Below are 17,487 nucleotides of genomic sequence, written 5' to 3' on the forward strand. Positions count from 1 at the left end.
AACATAATATTAAAAGTTTATATTTGTCAATAATATTAATTTTAAGGTAAGTAATAATTATACTTTTCTTAGCGATCTAAACTCTCCTTTTTTAAGTTTGATACGTTCTTCCCAAACATAATCTCCGGTAAGGTGAATATGTTCCCATCCTAAAGGAGAAAGATATTGAAGTAACTCTTCATTAATTTCTTCGCCCTGTTCTTTCAGGTGCTGCACTGCTTTTTCAATATAAACAGTATTCCATAGAACAATAGCAGCAGTTACCAAATTAAGACCGCTTGCCTTATACCGTTGATTTTCAAAGCTCCGTTCTCTGACTTCTCCAAACCTGTTAAAATATACGGCTCTTGCCAAAGTATTTCTGGCTTCCCCTTTATTAAGTCCCGCAGTAACTCTCCGCCTAAGTTCCGGACTCATGTACCAGTCGAGCATAAATAAGGTTCTTTCAATTTTACCCAATTCCCGCAATGCTACTGCAAGTCCGTTTTGCCTTGGATAGCTTCCAATCTTCTTTACAATCAGTGAAGCCGTAACAGTTCCATTTTTTATGGAAGCAGCCAATCTTAGGATCTCATCCCAGTTTTGAATAATTTTTTTACTGTTAATTTTACCTCCTATATGTTCTGATAACGCAGAATAACCGGTAGATGCTTCAGGAATAAAAAGCTTCTTATCATTCAAATCTCTGATTCTTGGGGCAAATTTAAATCCCAATAACTGCATCAAAGCAAACACATGATCGGTAAACCCCGAAGTATCTGTATAATGTTCTTCTATCTGTACATCAGATTCATGATAGAGAAGCCCGTCCAAAACATAGGTTGCATCCCTTACTCCCACATTAATAACCTTGGTATGAAAAGGTGCGTATTGGTCGGAGACATGAGTGTAAAACTGAACTCCGGGACTGCTTCCATATTTCGGATTAATATTTCCGGTTCTTTGCGCATAGCTTCCGGTAGCAAACCTTTGACCGTCCGAAGAAGATGTTTTTCCTTCTCCCCAGTAAGAAGAAAATGGATGCGCGGATTGAACATTTATAATTTCCGCTAAAGCTGAAGAATACGTTTCATCGCGGATGTGCCACGCCTGAAGCCAGGAAAGTTTTGCGTAGGAAGTTCCCGGAGAAGCTTCCGACATTTTTCTTAAGCCTAAATTGATGGCATCTGACAGTATTACAGTGAGTAAAAAGTTTTTATCATTACTTTTATTTCCTGATTTCAAATGGGTGAATTGATCTGTGAAGCCCATCCACTGATCGACTTCTTTCAAAAGATCTGTGATTTTAATGAGAGGAAGCAAACTGTATATTTTTTTTCCTAAAACTTCAGCTTCTTCAGGAACTGTGTTTTCAAGAGGTTTAATCTTTATCCTGTCATTAATAATAGAAGAGTCCGGAAGTTCATTGCTTTCGATAAGTTTACAAACGATTTGTATTTTATTGGAAAGAAGTTCCATCCGTTCCGAAAGAAACTCTTCTACATTCAACGCTACGTCCAGAGGAACCCCATTCTGATCTCTCATTTCAGTAAATCTGTCTGAAGGAATAAGATAATCTTCAAAATCTTTGTACTGTCTTGAACCCTGTACCCAAAGATCTCCGGAACGCAGATGGTTCTTGAGTTCAGAAAATATGCACAGTTCATAAAACTTTCTATCGGTACCGTTCTCCGTAAATACAAGTTCTTCCCATCTTTTTCTTATAAAACTTGAGGGTAGCTTTTCCGGCAGTCTTTTTATTTTTCCTTCATATAAATCTATCAGAATATTTATTGCCTTTAGAATATCTTCTGCCACAGGAGCTGAACGGAGTTCCAATTCTTTCAAAAATTCTCCACCATATTTTTTGATCGTGAAATATTTATCGGATATAAAATAAAGTGAATCAAAATTTTGTTTAGCGGTTAAGTTCTTGGCTTCCAAAATACTTTGAGCCAGAGCTTCCCATGAAATAACCGATTCAACAGCATCGAAAGGATCTTCTCCAGTTTCTCTGGCATCAAGAAGTGCATTTCCAATTTTAAAAAATACACCGAGCTGTTCTCCCATGGATTTTCCGGATTCCTGCATTTTTTGAGCTTGTGTATTCTTGGCATATCTGAACAAAGAACCGATGATTTTATCATTCATTTCTATAATTTCATCGATAATAGAAGCTTTGGTTTCCAGAAGTATTGCGACTAAAGTTGCGTATCTCCGGGATTCTTCGAAATCCCTTAGATGTTGTGGTGTCATCTGCCTGCCTTCTCTGGCTATTTTCAACAACCGTGTTTGATGAATATCCTTACCAATATCTTTTGGAAGATCAATGTCTTTAATAGTTTTCAACCTCTTTATGTGCATCAATAAAAATTTTGAATTGACCGCCTGTGGGGATTGCTTCAGCCAATTTAGTTGACTGATGCTGCTTTTTTCCTGTAAGTTGAGAAGAGTATCTAATAACTGTTTTTGATGATTGGACAATACAGAACTCAGGGTATCATGAATTTGCTTTTCTGCATTAATTAAGGCTTCTGAGCATATTTTCTGTACAACAGATATTCTAGGTATCAATATTTTAGCATCTCTCAAAAATTTTACTAACTGCTGCGCAATTAATATTCCTTTATCTGTTTGTAAAGTAAATTTTGTTAAATTGAATAGAGAATCAGTATAGTAAGTTGAAGAGAAATTTTCATATCCATAGTTTTTTCTCAAAATATTTATATGATCCTGGCGAGTTTCAGCCAAATTATCATAATCCTTCCAGTGGCTTTTATCTATTTCTAGCTGATTACATAATAGATCCAATATTCTTTCATCTGGAATAAATACAGTAGGAATAATAATTCCGGGAAATTTCATGTAGCTAAGTAAAACTGATACTCTAATATGATTGGTTTTTCCTCTGCATGATGCCTTAATGAAAATTATATCGTCATCTGAAAGAGAATAGATCCTTATAAGTTCTTCTCCAGACTGAGGAATATTTATTAATGAAGTAAATTCTTGTTCTGTTATAGATTTTCTTAAAGCCATAAAATAACATTGTAAAAATGACCGTTTTCAATAAAGTTATAATTAAATAAAAATACATATTTATATTTTACTTTTTTATATAGAATAATTTAATATTTATACCTTTAATTTTAAAATAGCTTTTATGTCAAAGAATGTAGCTTATCTAAGGGTATCAACAGCTGACCAGGATCTTGAAAAAAATAAAGCAGAAATTTTATTTTTAGCGAATGACAAATCTTTAGGTAAAGTAGATTTTGTAGAAGAAAAAATCTCCGGAAAGATTCACTGGAGAAAACGTAAAATTGGTGAGATCATAGAGGATTTACAAAAAGGAGATACTATCCTTTTAAATGAATTTTCCAGATTGGGACGAAGTATGCTTGAATGCATGGAAATTATTTCTATTGCGACAGAGAAAGGCATTAATATTTATACTGTCAAAGGAAACTGGCAACTTGACGATACCATACAAAGTAAAGTGATGGCAATGGTATTTTCTATGGTATCAGAGATTGAACGGGACTTGATTTCCAAAAGAACAAAAGAAGCGCTGCAGACAAAAAAAGCAAACGGAATTAAATTAGGTAGACCAAAAGGACCAGGAAAAAGTAAACTTGATACTCACAAATTGGAAATAGAAGCTTTACTTAAAAATGGTTCTACCAAAAAATTTATAGCAAAACGCTATAATTCGACTCCGGCGAACCTCCATAACTGGATAAAAAAAAATAAAATACAGGATTCCCCAAATTAGTTTTATAAATTTATCTATTAAAAATTAAATTTTAATAGATTTTATCCTTAACCCTGTTTTTTTTACTTTTCGTCGACCGACCCCTTAATAAAAGCAGAAGATTCTTTGATTAAGATAGCAAGGGATTAAAACAATAGAATAGACACAATTAAATTTGAACACAATCCTGATTATAACATTGAATAATTAATAGAGTTGGGGGAAAAAAACCTTCCTTAGTATAAAGAATCCGTCTCACAGATCATTTGTGAGACGGATTCTTTAAAATTTTTAATTCTGTATTTTGTATAGTGGGGATCTGTGTTTATTATGTATGTCCCTCATTTTAACTAGTACCTTTTACTACTTACCGATATTAAAATTGTTACTTACTCTTCATCAAATAATCTTAGTTCGATCCGCTGATCAAATTACGTCTTCAATAAAAATTCTTTTTATCAAAATTTTTAGAAAATCAAGAAATTTTTTCTTTAACTTTTCCATAATGATGTAGTTTTAATGTTAAATTTATGAAAGACATAGATTATAATAAAATCTAATATAATAATATCAATGCGCTAATTAGTTTGATGAAGCTAACTCAAATCTAACAGTTGTACAAATCTACTATTATTAATTAGCCTTAAAATAAACTCTTCTGTTTGCTCTGTTTTTCCATTCAGGACATTTTGTGGCAGGATCACATTCTGGGTATTTAAGGTCTCTTTTACCTTTTCCGATTGCATCAAGCTTTGTAGATTCTACACCGTTTTTGATTAAATAATCTTTCACGCTGTTTGCTCTTTTTTCAGATAAATTCTGGTTATAAGTTTCAGAACCTCTTGTATCAGTTGTACCTACTACTGTGTAAGCACCGTTTGAAGAATTGATGTAATTTACAGCATTGTTCAAGATAGGCGTGTTTGAAGGCAAAATTCTGTCAGAATTTAAATCAAATTCAATTCCGTCTAATTTTGTTTCAGCTTCTGTTACTGTACCTGAGTTAGTAGGTGTTGTAGGACATCCGTTATTTTCTACAGGTCCCGGAACAGTTATACATTTATCATAAAGATCAATTACACCGTCCATATCAACGTCTAAAGCTACCCCAGAACCATCAACTCTTGCACCTGCAGGAGTACCAAGCTGTCTGTCCCAGTCGTCACATACACCGTCGTTATCAGCATCTCCGCTTTTACAAACATTAATATCCTGATTTTTCTCAGCCAATACATCTAATTTGTAATAGATTTCCTGCAAAGGATCATGCCACATTAAGTGAGAGTCATGCTTACCCAGTTTAACAGATAAACCTAAAGTGGCATTGAAGAAATTGTCAGAAACCTGATCTTCTCTTCTGTTAATAGCGCTGTAAGGCTCACCACCACCATCGAACTGGTCGTCTGTAGTTACCACATACATTACTCTACCTTCAAGATCAAGTCTATTGTTTATCTTATATTTTAAACCTGCACCAGCTTGTCCAAAGAAATCTAATGTTTTAAATGGTTTAACTTCAGTCATTAATCTTTGTCCAGTGTCATCTTTCAGATACGCTCTGTAAGCGATACTACCAATTCCTGCGTAACCGTGTAATGCCCATCTGTATGGAGATTTGTTGTCTACACGTCTCATTAGATTAGAGAAATTAATATCTCCTAAAATTGAGATTGCATCATACTGTGTTCTTGCACCGTATTGTCCGTTTGCTGCTGCATTGGCAGGAGCTGCATCTTTGGTATTAAACCATCCCTGTCTTGTTTCTCCACGGTCGTATTGAAGGTTAAATCCAAAAGCATGTGTAATTGCTTTATCAACACTTACGTAAGCTGAATAACCAATAAGATTTTTACCATTACCGTTTTTGATTGACGTCAAATCTGCAGACTGCATCAAAGGTACACCGGCACCGAATGATACTGACCAGTCATTGAATCTTTTAGAAGACTGTGTAAACTTGCTAACATTAGCAGAACCCGAACTGAAAGTATTTGGGTATTCTCCGCTAGACTCAACTTGTAAACTGTCTTGGGCAAATGCCATTGCTGGCAATGATAATGCTAGTGAGAAGATTGCTACACTTAATTTCATATTTTTTATTTTAACTATCAAAATGAGAGCAATTTCTATTCCACTAACTAATTAATTTTACTTGATCCTGTTTTTGGGAACAGGTCAATTTTCATCTGATACATAAATCAACTCAACGCCTGTTCCTCTTACTGAAGCAATCTTAAATTTGTAGTATAAATTAAATAATTTCTGAACCTACTAATTAAGACATCCAAATTTCTAGCGGTAAAATAATCGTTGATTTCCCACAAATTATCGAGAATATCATCGCGCATCACTTGACGGACGTATTGTAAAAAATAAATTAACAAATATTTTTAACGAATAGTCAAACGCGTCTGTCTATTGGGACGAATAAGTTGAAGTTTTTCCAGAATCTAAATACAATTTCCGACTTTCATCTGAGTATCAGGAATATTCGATGGAGTTCTTTTTAAAATATTTTTTATTTCAGTTTTAAGCATCATAATAACTAAATCCCGATATATTATGGAAATCTAAATCTACTGAAATATCTACGATATCTTCCGTATTTTGGAACAGTTAACCTTAAGAAATTCTAATTCCAGATATTGTTTCAGAATCAACCCGAAGTCATAATCATCTAAGCGAAATTTCTACTTCTCTTTCAAATCTTTATTAATTTGTTTCTCAGCATTTTTAGCTTTAGCTTCCTGTGCTTTCTGATCTTTTCTTTGTTGCGCACGAGATTTTTTCGCAGCACGTTTTTCCTCACGAATGACTTTGTTGGATTTTTTATTGTAAAGAGCTTCAATAATTCCCTGTCCGGTTTTACTGAAAATCTTGATTTTCGGCTTCTCGTGAGTCCCTGTCACTACAATTGGAAAACCTATCCAACCGGCCGGTGGTAATCCGACTCTTATTCTCAGGTCTAATAAGCCATTAAAGCTTGTCGTTCCACTTACAGACGGTGTAAGAATTGAAACTTTAAATGTAAACTTATCGACGTGGATCAGATTATTTTTGATATGCGTTTCTATATCAACACCCTTCATATCCGGATTATTAAAGGCATTAGCACCAATATTGTCTCCAACTGCAGAAAGCATTTTCAGATTTTTAACTTCCACATCTCTTAGATTGACATTTCCTCCGCCTTCCAGAGAAGGGTAAATCGGCTTCATATCCCCATCAAAATCACCTTTCAGTTTATAGTCAATAGAAACAATTCCTTTAACATCTTTGGCTGCAGTGGCCATTTCACGCACCATATCTATTTCTTTGTAAGCGCGCTGGACATCGAAGTCAGCGACTTTTAAAGCCACATCGTAGTTTGCTGTAATAGGAGATTCATTTTGATATCTGGCATCGATTTCCATCCGGCTGCCGATGATATCAAACGTTGTGTTTTTCAGGTAAACTTCGCCCTTGTTTACTGAGGCTGTTCCTACTAAATTATTAAGTCCTAAACCTTTGAATTCCACTTTTCTTGCTTTGGCTGCCAATGAAACATCAAGATTTGTTGGTACAATCACAACGCCGCTGCTTTTTGGATGCTCTTCTTTTGCATATTCTACAGCCAGCGATTTGTGTTTGTTGTCGCCTTCTTTCAGCGCCATAAACTCATCGATCAGAATATAGTTGGAGTTCAGGTTAAATTTTCCGTGAAGTGTTCCTTTTCTTTCGATAAAATAATTGATGGTGTTGAGTAAATAGCCATTCAATGCAAAATCCGATTTACCGTAAGTTGCATAGAATTTTCTGAACCACATCTTTTCATTTTCAAATTCGAAGTTTCCTTCTTTGATATAGAATGATTTTGGCAGATATTCGGTGGTGGCTTTTATGTTTTTAAGGATAAGGTTTCCTCGGTTATCAAGTCTGCTGTATTGTCCGGTAGTGGCGTAACTTTGACGACCGTTTAAAGATAAATCGGCCATGATAAGACCGCTGACATCAAGGCCTTCTTTTTTAAATACCTGATAAATTCGGCCAATGTTTAAAACACCTTTTGCTTTGATCTTGTATAAGATATCTTCGAAGTTTTGCAAGTCTGCATTCACGGAAACAGGATTGCCTTCAAAATCAAATTTGAACGGATCGAACTTCACACCCAGACTTTTAAAAGTTCCGTCGGTATTATGAATATTTGCTAAAATATTGATATTCTGAATAGCATTTGGATAATATTTGGTTTTAAGCCAGCCGTTTTTCAGATTGAAATAACCTTTTGTTTTCGGGAACAATTTTTTATCCATATTGAAAATTCCATTCGATTGGATATCTGTATTCATAAGGCCTTTCATTTCAATATCTTTAAGACCCAGAGCAGCATCGAGAGTCGCAAGATCTACACCGCCTTTGATATTGGCATTGATCTTCATCTCATCCACTCCCTGAGTTCTTACAACGGCTTTGAAACGGTTGTTTTTACCAAGGTCAAAACTCAAATTCTTCAAATCGAGTAAGAGCTGGTTGGTATCTAGTGACGGCAGATCAACACTAAGATCCATATTCAGATTGTTCATTGGCACCGGCGCATTGTTGTTGGAAACGAAACCGTCCTGAACTTTAAGACTTGCTTTAAGCCTTGGCTTCAGATTTTTAGGTTCGCTGAAACGGCCTTTCAGACTGAAAAACAAATCGCTGTTACCTTCAATTTTCGTTTCTTTTGCCCAGCTTAAATATTGAGGAGGCAAGACAGAAATCATATCTTTGATCGTTGTTTTCTCCGAAGCGGCGTTGATATCTATGTTATATCCGTCTTTCAAAATACTGACGAAACCAGTGAATTTCAGAGGTAGCTCATTGATTTTCAACTCATTTTTTCTTAAGACAAAGGTCAGTGCATCGGTGTTGATTCTTGTGATCAAATCTGCATGTAGTGATTTTTGCTGCGCATACCAAACCCGATTCAAAGCGAAATCCAGCTTTTCAATACCAAGATCTGTTTTCAGATCAAAAATATCTTCGCTTAGTCCACCTTTTCCGGTATAATTAAGACCTTTTGCGTTTACAAGAACATTCGCAGCGTGGTCATTGTATTTGATATTCCAGTTTTTTAATTTGATTAAATCTAACTTAATTGATGCACCTTCTTCTGTCGTATCTTTTGGTTTTTCAGAAGGTTTGGAAACGTAAACATTATAATTAGCCTGGCCTTTGGAATTGACAAAAACATTAGCATAAGCGTCGTTTACATAAATCTCATCGATTTTAATTTCACCGTTAAAAATCAGATTTTTAAGATTGATTCCGACTGATAATTCCTTGGCCGCCAGAAGCGTATCCTGTTCAAAAGGTTTGGAACCCTTCAAAAGAATATCATCCACAGAAACTGTTAATGATGGGAAATGCCTGAAAAATGTGAGGTGTGTTTTTTTGTAATCGAGTTTTCCTGCCAGATGCTTATTCGCGAAAATCTTGACCTGGTTGGAGATCTGTCCTGGAAAAAGAATTGGAATAATGAACATCAGAAATAGGATAGAAGCTATTGCAATTCCCAGCCATTTTAATATTTTCAGCAATACTGATTTGATATTTCCCGAACTCATAAAGTTGAAATTTTTATGGTTAATTCAAAGATTATGCTAAAAAAAATTAACAGGTAAAAAACTATCCAAGGTGAAAGGTTTAAAAATCTTTTTTTATTAAAATCTTATAAATATTTTTCGATGATTAATTGCAAATTCGGGAGTCATTTAATAACTTTTATTTAGTACTAATGCTATCCGGAGGATGCTGTCGGAGGAAGAGAGTTTCTTTAGGACTGGAAATTTAGCAATACTGATTAGATTTCCTATTAATTGATCACTAATTCTAAAATCATAATACATGAAAACCTTCATTATTAATAAATAAAACAATGGTCAATTCAAACTGAAATTCTGTTATCACAGAAAATTGATAGTCAATGATACTCAATTTTGCAACATGAGAAAACAGAGGCGTCAGTAAATCCATTGTCATAAAACTAGCAGAAAATGGAACAAAGGTTATTTTAAGACCAAGAAATACAGAACAATAGGAAAGTATTGTCAGTGAAATCAAAAATAAATGTCTAAAATTTTCCATTGAGATTAATTATTTAGAATTTGTGGCTGTTAAAAACTATGGCGAGACTTTTGTAAGTAAAAAACAAACAGAGAAACTGTTAAATCAATAAATTATTAATTCACTCTAACTAAAAAAAATTAAACTATGGCACATTTAGAAGTAAAACCTAAAAACGGTACCCCTTGGTGGGTGTGGCTAATACTTGCGTTAATCGCATTGGCAATTCTTTTGTTTTCGTTGAGACGCTGCAACGGCGATACTAAAGAAAATAAAGCAGGAAAAGATACATTGACGACTTCAACAGCGAATCAAAAAGATGCGGTAGCAATGACAGAGCCGGATTGGAACTCAGTTAATTTCAATTCACCTGCATCTGTCGATCCGGATATAACTGATAAAGATATTGTTGTTCGCAATGGAGCTGACTATACGATATTTACACTTGGTGAAAATATTCTTTTCGCAACAGACGACAATAAGATACAAGGTTCTTCGGAAGCAAAACTAAAACGTATTGTGGAAGTATTAGATAAAAAATACAAAGGGTCATACATCGGTATATTTGGAAATACAGACTCAATCGGGACAACGACCCATAATAAACAGTTGGGAGCAGACCGTGCTGCAGCGGTTCGGGAGTGGTTTATTAGCAGTGGGGGCATTGAGAAAGACAGATTGTCCATTCATTCTCTTGGAGAAAACGAGCCTGTTGCTACAAATTCTAACGAATCCGGACGTCAGCAAAACCGTAATGTAGAAATTGTGGCGTTCAAACAAAAATAAATTAGATCAATTTAAATTTAAAAAATCAAAATCATGGGATTACAAGAAAATAAATATACTCATTTAGTTGAGCTAGGAGGCAGTGATTATGAAATCGTAGAAGGAGAACCTGATATTAGAGGTTGGGACGTTAAAAATAAAGTGGGGTTAAAATTCGGTGAGGTTGATGAGCTGCTATTTGATCCGCAAACCAAAAAGGTTCGTTATATAGTAGTCGATGTCAATAATTCTGAACTAGATACAGAACAAAAGAAAATATTAGTTCCTATTGGCACAGCAGTCTTATATGATGGTAAACGTATCCAGGATAATGATAATCTTCTTAACAGAGGAAATGAAAATTCAATCAACGAGGATGTAGTTGTAGAGAGTGGGTCCCAATCGGCTACACAGCACTATGATAAGACAACCTATAATCCATATGACGATGGTAAAGTGGTGGTTATTCCGGTAAGCGTGGAGTATATTTTGCAGCTTCCGGCTTATGAGAAGGAAGCTATTAGTCCTGAAACAGAATTAGCTATCCGCCGTATTTTTAATGGATTGGACGAAACAGAGACTAATTCAGGAGCCATAGAATATAAGCCTGATGAATTCTATCATCATGAACATTTTGATGAAGAAAAATTCTATAATGCTAAGACTTCGTCTGGTATAAGGAAAAAATTGTAACCTTATAAAAATACAGCTAGAGTTAACAAACAAATTAAAAAACTAAACAATAAAGTAAGATCAATATGGTCTTACTTTATTGTTTAGTTTTTGTAGCAGAATTAATTCAAGCGTTGGTATATTTTATATCCAACAATAGCACGTTTAGTTTTCACAAAGAGTTGTAATAGATTTAAAACTATTTTTTTAATGGAAGAATTATTTTTCAAAGATTGGGAAAGTTTAGGACATGTAGCTATCTCAACATTAGTTGCCTTTGTAACATTATTCCTTTTTGTAAGGGTTTCAGGAAAGCGTACTTTAGCTAAACTTAACGCATTTGATTTTGTTGTTACTGTCGCACTCGGCTCTACTTTAGCTTATATGATGTTAGGGATGGTTCCGCTTCTTGAGGGAATAGAAGTCCTTTTTCTTATTATCGCCATGCAATATGTTTTTGCCTGGACCGCCCGATCATCCTCGGGTATAGAGAAACTTGTCAACTCAGTTCCAACAATGCTTTTCTATAATGGACAATTTTTGGATAAATTTATGTCTCGTGAGGCGGTAACACGCGAGGAAATTTTTGCCGCCATCAGAAGTTCAGGAATTGAACACATCAATGATGTGAAAGCAGTCGTGATTGAAATTAACGGACAAATGACTGTAGTTAAAAAATCGGAAGGTACGGGACAGAGTTCTTTGGAAAAAATGCCCTTACATCAGCAAGTCGAGGATTAATTATTTATAAAAATCATGTAAAGTCTGCATTTAGGGACTTTGAACAAACGATAAAAGAGTAGATCAAAGATGCGTTCGACATAAATGTAGTGAATGATGAGAACAACACCGGCTGCTTTGCCATTCATAGGATTAAAAGTGTAATGGTAAACACCCTTCTATAGTGGGATACAGTTGCATTTTTATTTGCCCGTTATTTGAAAATTCCAAATTTGGAGCAGTAAACTTTTTCAAAGTATTACATTTCGAATAATTTAATTAACCTGAGTTCGGGATAAGAGTTGAAAATAAATTTGCAATAAAAAGCAATAATTCGTACATTTAAGTATCTAACATTCAAATGTTTAAACGAACTATTGCTTATGATTTTGAAAGACCAAATTACAAATATTTTTGTACAAGTTGACGATTTTTGTAAAGAATTTGATTCCCAAATCAAACAAATGAAGTTTCATGCGCTGGGAGATCAAAAGAAGAGAAGAAACAGAAAATCCATGATGTCCGATTCTGAAATCATTACCATCATGATCGGTTTTCATCTCGGTGCACACAAAACATTTAAGCATTACTACCGGGAAATAGTGTGTGGCTACTGGAGAAATTTATTTCCAAAAGCCCTTTCCTACAATAGATTTATAGAACTTCAGCAAAGAAGTTTTGTGGTTTTTGCATTGTTTCTGAAAGAAAAATGTTTAGGTAAATGCACGGGAATAAGCTTTATGGACAGCACAACTTTGAAGGTGTGCAGAAACCAAAGGATACACAGTCATAAAGTTTTCAAAGGTTTGGCAGAACGCGGAAAATCTTCAATGGGCTGGTTTTATGGGTTTAAATTGCATTTGGTTTGTAATGAAAAAGGAGAACTTCTATCTTTTTATTTAACGAAAGGGAATGTTGATGACCGAAATCCGAAACATATTAAAAAAATGACAGAGCAGCTTTTTGGAAAACTCTTTGCCGACAAAGGATATCTTTCCAACCCTCTTTGGGAGATGCTTTTTGCTGATGGGATCCAGCTTTTCACAAAGCTTCGTAAGAATATGAAAAATCATATCATGAAAATGGAAGACAAGATTTTGCTCCGAAAAAGAGCCATCATTGAGACGATAAATGATGAATTAAAGAATCATTGCCAAGTGGAACACACCAGACATAGAAGCGTAAATAATTTTATGATGAATATTTTAGGAGGTCTTTCGGCATATTGCTTTTTCCCAAAAAAACCATTAATATCATATTTTAGTTTTCTAAATAAATTGCTGAATGTTTGGCGTGTTAATAAATTAATAAAATCTGAAAAATGATCTTTTGGTTAGCTAACCTACCCACAGTAAATTTTGTAATTTTGATAAATGATAGAAAAGACACCAGAATTTAATCAAGATCTTTACAGTTCCATTGCAAAAATTATTGTTGATGCCAAAGACCAAGTTTATAGAAAGAGTAATACTATATTGCTGAAAATGTATTGGGAAATTGGACAGCTTATTATTGAGGATGAACAAAATGGTCAACTTCGTGCAAAGTATGGTAAATCAGTCTTGAAGAATCTTGCTAATCATCTATCAGTAGAATTTGGAAAGGGATTTAATGATAGAAACCTTAATAATATGCGAGCTTTTTTCATCGCATTTCCAATTTGGAACGCAGTGCGTACCGAATTGAGTTGGACTCACTATCGAATTATTAGTAGAATTGAAAATACTGAACACAGGATACAGTATATAGAACACTCCATTGAAGGAAACTGGAATACCAGGACGCTTCAAAGAAACATTGACAGCCAATATTTAGGACGATTATTAAAATTTCCGGAATCAGAAAACAAAGAAATATCCAATTATATTAAAGACCCTTATATATTTGAATTCTTAGGACTTCCTTCAGACATATCACAAACTGAAACTCAAATAGAATCAGCTTTAATTACTCATCTTCAGCAATTTTTAATGGAGTTAGGGAAAGGGTTTGCATTTGTTGCTAGACAGCAGCATATCGTTACTGATACTTCAGATTTCTATATAGATCTAGTATTTTATAACTATTACCTTAAATGCTTTGTGCTTGTAGATCTTAAGACTCATAAGCTGACTCACGAAGCCATTGGGCAAATGGATATGTATGTAAGAATGTATAATGACCTTAAAAAAGGAGTCGATGACAATCCCACAATAGGAATTATTTTATGTACCGAAAAAGATGAAACAGTAGTGAAATACTCCGTAATGTCAGAAAATGAGAAGCTTTTCGCAAGTAAATACAGAACATATCTTCCTGACGAAAAAGAACTGAAAAATTTGATAGAGGCAGACAGAGTGAAATTTGAACTGGATAATCAGAACTTATAAAATACATAACCTCTTAAAATATCAAAAAACGATATATTAGCTCATCACAAACTAATACAATAGTTAAATATTATACAGTATGGACTTTAAAAGAATAGAAAAAATTTCATTAGGTGCGCTAATAATGACTGTAATTATATTTCTAATGGAAATTAATTTTTACGATGATATTAACTATACGACCAATAAATTGAACGAAATATTATTTTGGTCGTTCATAAGAGGTTTAGTAATTTCCGCAAGTGTTTATATCGGAAACCAATATTTTTCAAAATTAAAGGATAGGTAATGTTTTTAGGAGTTTTCGATTTTGAATATTTTTCGCAAATTGGAAATCACATTTTATTTCCTAAATAAACATTCTTTATTGATAAATTTTAAATTACAATCTCAAAAAACGATCAAAAAAATACTTAATTTCTGATTATTTAAAACAAAATATTCGGTTTAACATGTCCTGAAGCTCCCTTAGCAAGAAAAACAACTTTCCGGTTTAATGATTTTGCCTTTTCCAATGCTTTAATTGCTTTCTAACGTTCGATTTCTTTTGTAATACCAGATGTGTTCTCTAAGTTATTCGAATTTTTCATATTTAATGGGATGTTTAAATGACTTACTGTATTATAGCATAAAGCAGACCATTAATAAAAATTATGACGGTTTTGTAGAATAATATTATCTTAACCTGTTGTGCATTTAGGATAAATTAATTTTTATTTTGTTTAAACTTCTTTTAAATATAAAGAAATTAAGATATTGTATCATTGTAAAAGAAGTGATTTTAGAGGTAATTCTGGTTGCCAACCCTTCAAAAGTTTTTGCTAAATTGATGTGTAGTAAAAATTGTCCGCTCAGTTGTGATATAGCTGTTTCAATCCGTTTTCTAATTTTAGATTTTACTTTCGAAAACGATACAAATTCATGTTGATTTTTTCTCATTGGAACAGAAAGTTTAATGTTTGAGTAATTGAACAGATCAACCCTTAATTTTTCGCTAATATATCCTCTGTCGCCTATCAGTAAACAGTTTTTGAAGTTTTCTTTTATATCCTTCAGATAATTTATGTCATGAACGTTTGCCGGAGAAAAATCGAAGGAATGAAAAACACCGTTTTTGTCGCAGACAGCATGTAATTTATAGCCGAAATATCGTGTTTTTTGTGCAGCACAATATCCAAATTCCGGACGAATATTTTCTGTGGAACAAATTCCACTGCGATTTGCCCTACTTATTTTACATATCTCCAATGGTGTTGAATCAACAATAAAAACGTTTGTAAAATCAGAAAACTTTGCACTCAAAACTCTGCGTATTTCTTCTAAGTAGAAAAACAATTTTCGCTTTCTTCTGTTATAAACGCTTCTTTCTATTTTTTGTTCTAATTCTGTTTTTGAAATGTATCTAAACAGTTGTAATTCAGAGTTTATCGACATATATTCTGCTGTAATATTTAAAGCTACAAGTTCTAAATCAGAAAGTTTTGGAACTCTGATCTGAGGTTTAGTCTTAATATGACTGCAAGTATTTATCAATTCTTCTAAAATAATTTTGTAGTTTTGAATAAGATTGTTCATGTATTTAAATGATTGGTAGTCAAATAAATATACGGTTTTTGAACCAAATGAACAATCTTTTATTGTTTAATTCCTAAATGCACAACAGGTTATCTTATATAGTATCTACCTGAGTAAATACACATTTTAGAATATTTAAGAAATAATTAGTATAATATTGCAATCTCAAAAAATGATATCTTTAGAATAGGCAATCTAACATCATTTTTGCTGATATATTTTTGATAATGTGAGTATGGATCTAAGTGGAAAGTTTTTATATTTTTGTAACGGTCAGTCAGCTGAAAAGTATAATCTATTTTATTGTAGACAGGTATGAAACTTCCCGAAGAATTTGTAGATGAGTATGTAAAAGAAGTCCTGTACAACACTTCTTTGAGAAATCTCCAAAATGAAGAATGGAAACTCATCGAAGGTTTTGAAAATTATGCCATTTCAAACTATGGGCGGTTAAAGAGCAGAGAACGTTTTATTTCTCTTCCAACAGGACACGATTGGAAGCTGCCGGAGTTAATAATGAAACTAATTTTTGTGAAGCAATCAAATGCTTATCTTAAAAGCAATAGCTATAATGTTCATTGTACCTTATCCCTGGAAGGTAAAAAATATAGAAAATCAGTAGCCCGTCTGGTATATTATCATTTTATAGAAAGGTTTGATTTGAATGACCGGCGCATTACAATTATCTCAAAGGACGGTAACGGACTTCATGTTCATTCCTGTAATTTATTAAAGGTTTCAGCAAGCGAAAGAAGCTTAAGAATATTCACAGGTAATAGAGCAAGAAACCGCCATGTTATCTATCAGCAACCGGTTAATCAATACACAGTAGAAGGTAAATTGGTTTCTTCATTTGACAGTATTTATGAAGCTGCTAAACAAATAGGACAAAGTGCTGAATCTATCATGGATGTTATCCATAAAGAATTTTTGACAGCTGGTGGATTCCGTTGGTTTCTGCAATCCTATATTCCCGAGAAAGCAGATTTTACAGTGAGTGGCCAAGGTGATAGTAAACCTGATGTGTTTAATGTCTCTCTTTGGAAAAAACTGGGAAAACCAAGTGTTGATCATAAAAACCCTCCTGCATGTATGAATATGTCTTTACATGATATGCCGGATGAAGGATGGAAGCCTATTCCTGGTTTCGATGAAAGGTTCTTGATATCTGATAAAGGGAGGGTTAAAAGGACGGAGGGATGGACAGTAGCAGGTAGAAGAATCTTTCTAAAAGAACAAATCTTAGCCCAATTTGTACATACTGACGGAACTCATCAGTCTCTGTACACAATTTTGAACTATAACGGCAAAAAAAAAGCTATTACAATTGCCAAACTTTTATTTTACTGTTATGTAAAAGAATTTGATATATTTGGTCAAACCTTTCTTGTCATAAACAATAATTATCCGTTTTGGAACTTGGATCACAGCAAACTGTCGCTACACTCAATACATTCAGTGCTAAAAGGAAAAATATGAAATCACCTTTTCGCTTTAGGCGCAATGATAATATAAGTAATTGGTCTCAGAAAACGATAATTTTTAAAATAGTTTTTGATTGATGAA

General features: G+C 33.7%; 11 protein-coding genes. 7 read left to right on the plus strand and 4 right to left on the minus strand.

Going from position 1 to position 17,487, the window contains the following annotated elements; translation table 11 throughout:
- Positions 1–57 precede the first annotated feature (57 nt).
- Positions 58–3,018, minus strand: coding sequence for a Tn3 family transposase (locus tag FDY99_RS18505; RefSeq protein WP_139423226.1), 2,961 nt, complete (start codon positions 3,016–3,018; stop codon positions 58–60).
- 124 nt (positions 3,019–3,142) lie between these two features.
- Here FDY99_RS18505 and FDY99_RS18510 point away from each other — a divergent pair, with 124 nt between their 5' ends.
- Positions 3,143–3,754 carry a recombinase family protein gene (locus tag FDY99_RS18510; RefSeq protein WP_034751495.1) on the plus strand — a complete coding sequence of 204 codons (612 nt, stop codon included), beginning with the start codon at positions 3,143–3,145 and terminating at the stop codon, positions 3,752–3,754.
- Positions 3,755–4,366: 612 nt separating this feature from the next.
- Here the strand turns inward: FDY99_RS18510 and FDY99_RS18515 are convergent.
- A complete protein-coding gene (locus FDY99_RS18515; RefSeq protein ID WP_139423227.1) occupies positions 4,367–5,824 on the minus strand; it encodes an OmpA family protein in 1,458 nt (485 codons plus the stop codon).
- A 599-nt stretch (positions 5,825–6,423) separates the two neighbouring features.
- Positions 6,424–9,321: an AsmA-like C-terminal region-containing protein gene (locus FDY99_RS18525; RefSeq protein ID WP_139423229.1), complete on the minus strand. Its 2,898-nt coding sequence runs from the start codon at positions 9,319–9,321 to the stop codon at positions 6,424–6,426.
- Positions 9,322–9,967: 646 nt separating this feature from the next.
- Between FDY99_RS18525 and FDY99_RS18530 the strand changes: the two genes are divergently transcribed.
- The 5 genes from FDY99_RS18530 (at position 9,968) to FDY99_RS18550 (ending at position 14,346) form a co-directional block, all read left to right on the plus strand.
- Positions 9,968–10,606 carry an OmpA family protein gene (locus FDY99_RS18530; protein ID WP_139423230.1) on the plus strand — a complete coding sequence of 213 codons (639 nt, stop codon included), beginning with the start codon at positions 9,968–9,970 and terminating at the stop codon, positions 10,604–10,606.
- A 33-nt stretch (positions 10,607–10,639) separates the two neighbouring features.
- Positions 10,640–11,278 (plus strand): PRC-barrel domain-containing protein, encoded by a 639-nt coding sequence (locus tag FDY99_RS18535; RefSeq protein ID WP_139423231.1) that lies wholly within the window; start codon positions 10,640–10,642, stop codon positions 11,276–11,278.
- Between the two features lie 189 nt (positions 11,279–11,467).
- On the plus strand, positions 11,468–11,998 hold the full coding sequence (locus tag FDY99_RS18540; protein ID WP_139423232.1) for a DUF421 domain-containing protein: 531 nt from the start codon (positions 11,468–11,470) through the stop codon (positions 11,996–11,998).
- 362 nt (positions 11,999–12,360) lie between these two features.
- Entirely contained in the window at positions 12,361–13,302 is a 942-nt protein-coding gene (locus FDY99_RS18545) for an IS982 family transposase (RefSeq protein ID WP_139423233.1), read from the plus strand.
- A 48-nt stretch (positions 13,303–13,350) separates the two neighbouring features.
- The gene (locus tag FDY99_RS18550; RefSeq protein WP_073335350.1) at positions 13,351–14,346 is read left to right on the plus strand and encodes a PDDEXK nuclease domain-containing protein; all 996 of its coding nucleotides are present in this window, start codon (positions 13,351–13,353) and stop codon (positions 14,344–14,346) included.
- Between the two features lie 696 nt (positions 14,347–15,042).
- On the opposite strand, the gene FDY99_RS18555 is transcribed toward FDY99_RS18550, so the two are convergent.
- Positions 15,043–15,921, minus strand: coding sequence for an IS982 family transposase (locus FDY99_RS18555; protein WP_063969482.1), 879 nt, complete (start codon positions 15,919–15,921; stop codon positions 15,043–15,045).
- A gap of 315 nt (positions 15,922–16,236) precedes the next feature.
- Between FDY99_RS18555 and FDY99_RS18560 the strand changes: the two genes are divergently transcribed.
- On the plus strand, positions 16,237–17,400 hold the full coding sequence (locus tag FDY99_RS18560) for an NUMOD4 domain-containing protein (protein WP_065722175.1): 1,164 nt from the start codon (positions 16,237–16,239) through the stop codon (positions 17,398–17,400).
- The last annotated feature ends 87 nt before the right edge of the window (positions 17,401–17,487 follow it).

Source organism: Chryseobacterium mulctrae (assembly GCF_006175945.1).
Lineage (GTDB): Bacteria > Bacteroidota > Bacteroidia > Flavobacteriales > Weeksellaceae > Chryseobacterium > Chryseobacterium mulctrae.

Excerpts from the sequence above, each read along its gene's own strand:
- FDY99_RS18525 (WP_139423229.1), bottom strand. The coding sequence starts at position 9,321 with ATGAGTTCGGGAAATATCAAATCAGTATTGCTGAAAATATTAAAATGG.
- FDY99_RS18555 (WP_063969482.1), bottom strand. The coding sequence starts at position 15,921 with ATGAACAATCTTATTCAAAACTACAAAATTATTTTAGAAGAATTGATA.
- FDY99_RS18540 (WP_139423232.1), top strand. The coding sequence starts at position 11,468 with ATGGAAGAATTATTTTTCAAAGATTGGGAAAGTTTAGGACATGTAGCT.
- FDY99_RS18535 (WP_139423231.1), top strand. The coding sequence starts at position 10,640 with ATGGGATTACAAGAAAATAAATATACTCATTTAGTTGAGCTAGGAGGC.
- FDY99_RS18510 (WP_034751495.1), top strand. The coding sequence starts at position 3,143 with ATGTCAAAGAATGTAGCTTATCTAAGGGTATCAACAGCTGACCAGGAT.
- FDY99_RS18545 (WP_139423233.1), top strand. The coding sequence starts at position 12,361 with ATGATTTTGAAAGACCAAATTACAAATATTTTTGTACAAGTTGACGAT.
- FDY99_RS18505 (WP_139423226.1), bottom strand. The coding sequence starts at position 3,018 with ATGGCTTTAAGAAAATCTATAACAGAACAAGAATTTACTTCATTAATA.
- FDY99_RS18550 (WP_073335350.1), top strand. The coding sequence starts at position 13,351 with ATGATAGAAAAGACACCAGAATTTAATCAAGATCTTTACAGTTCCATT.
- FDY99_RS18560 (WP_065722175.1), top strand. The coding sequence starts at position 16,237 with ATGAAACTTCCCGAAGAATTTGTAGATGAGTATGTAAAAGAAGTCCTG.
- FDY99_RS18515 (WP_139423227.1), bottom strand. The coding sequence starts at position 5,824 with ATGAAATTAAGTGTAGCAATCTTCTCACTAGCATTATCATTGCCAGCA.
- FDY99_RS18530 (WP_139423230.1), top strand. The coding sequence starts at position 9,968 with ATGGCACATTTAGAAGTAAAACCTAAAAACGGTACCCCTTGGTGGGTG.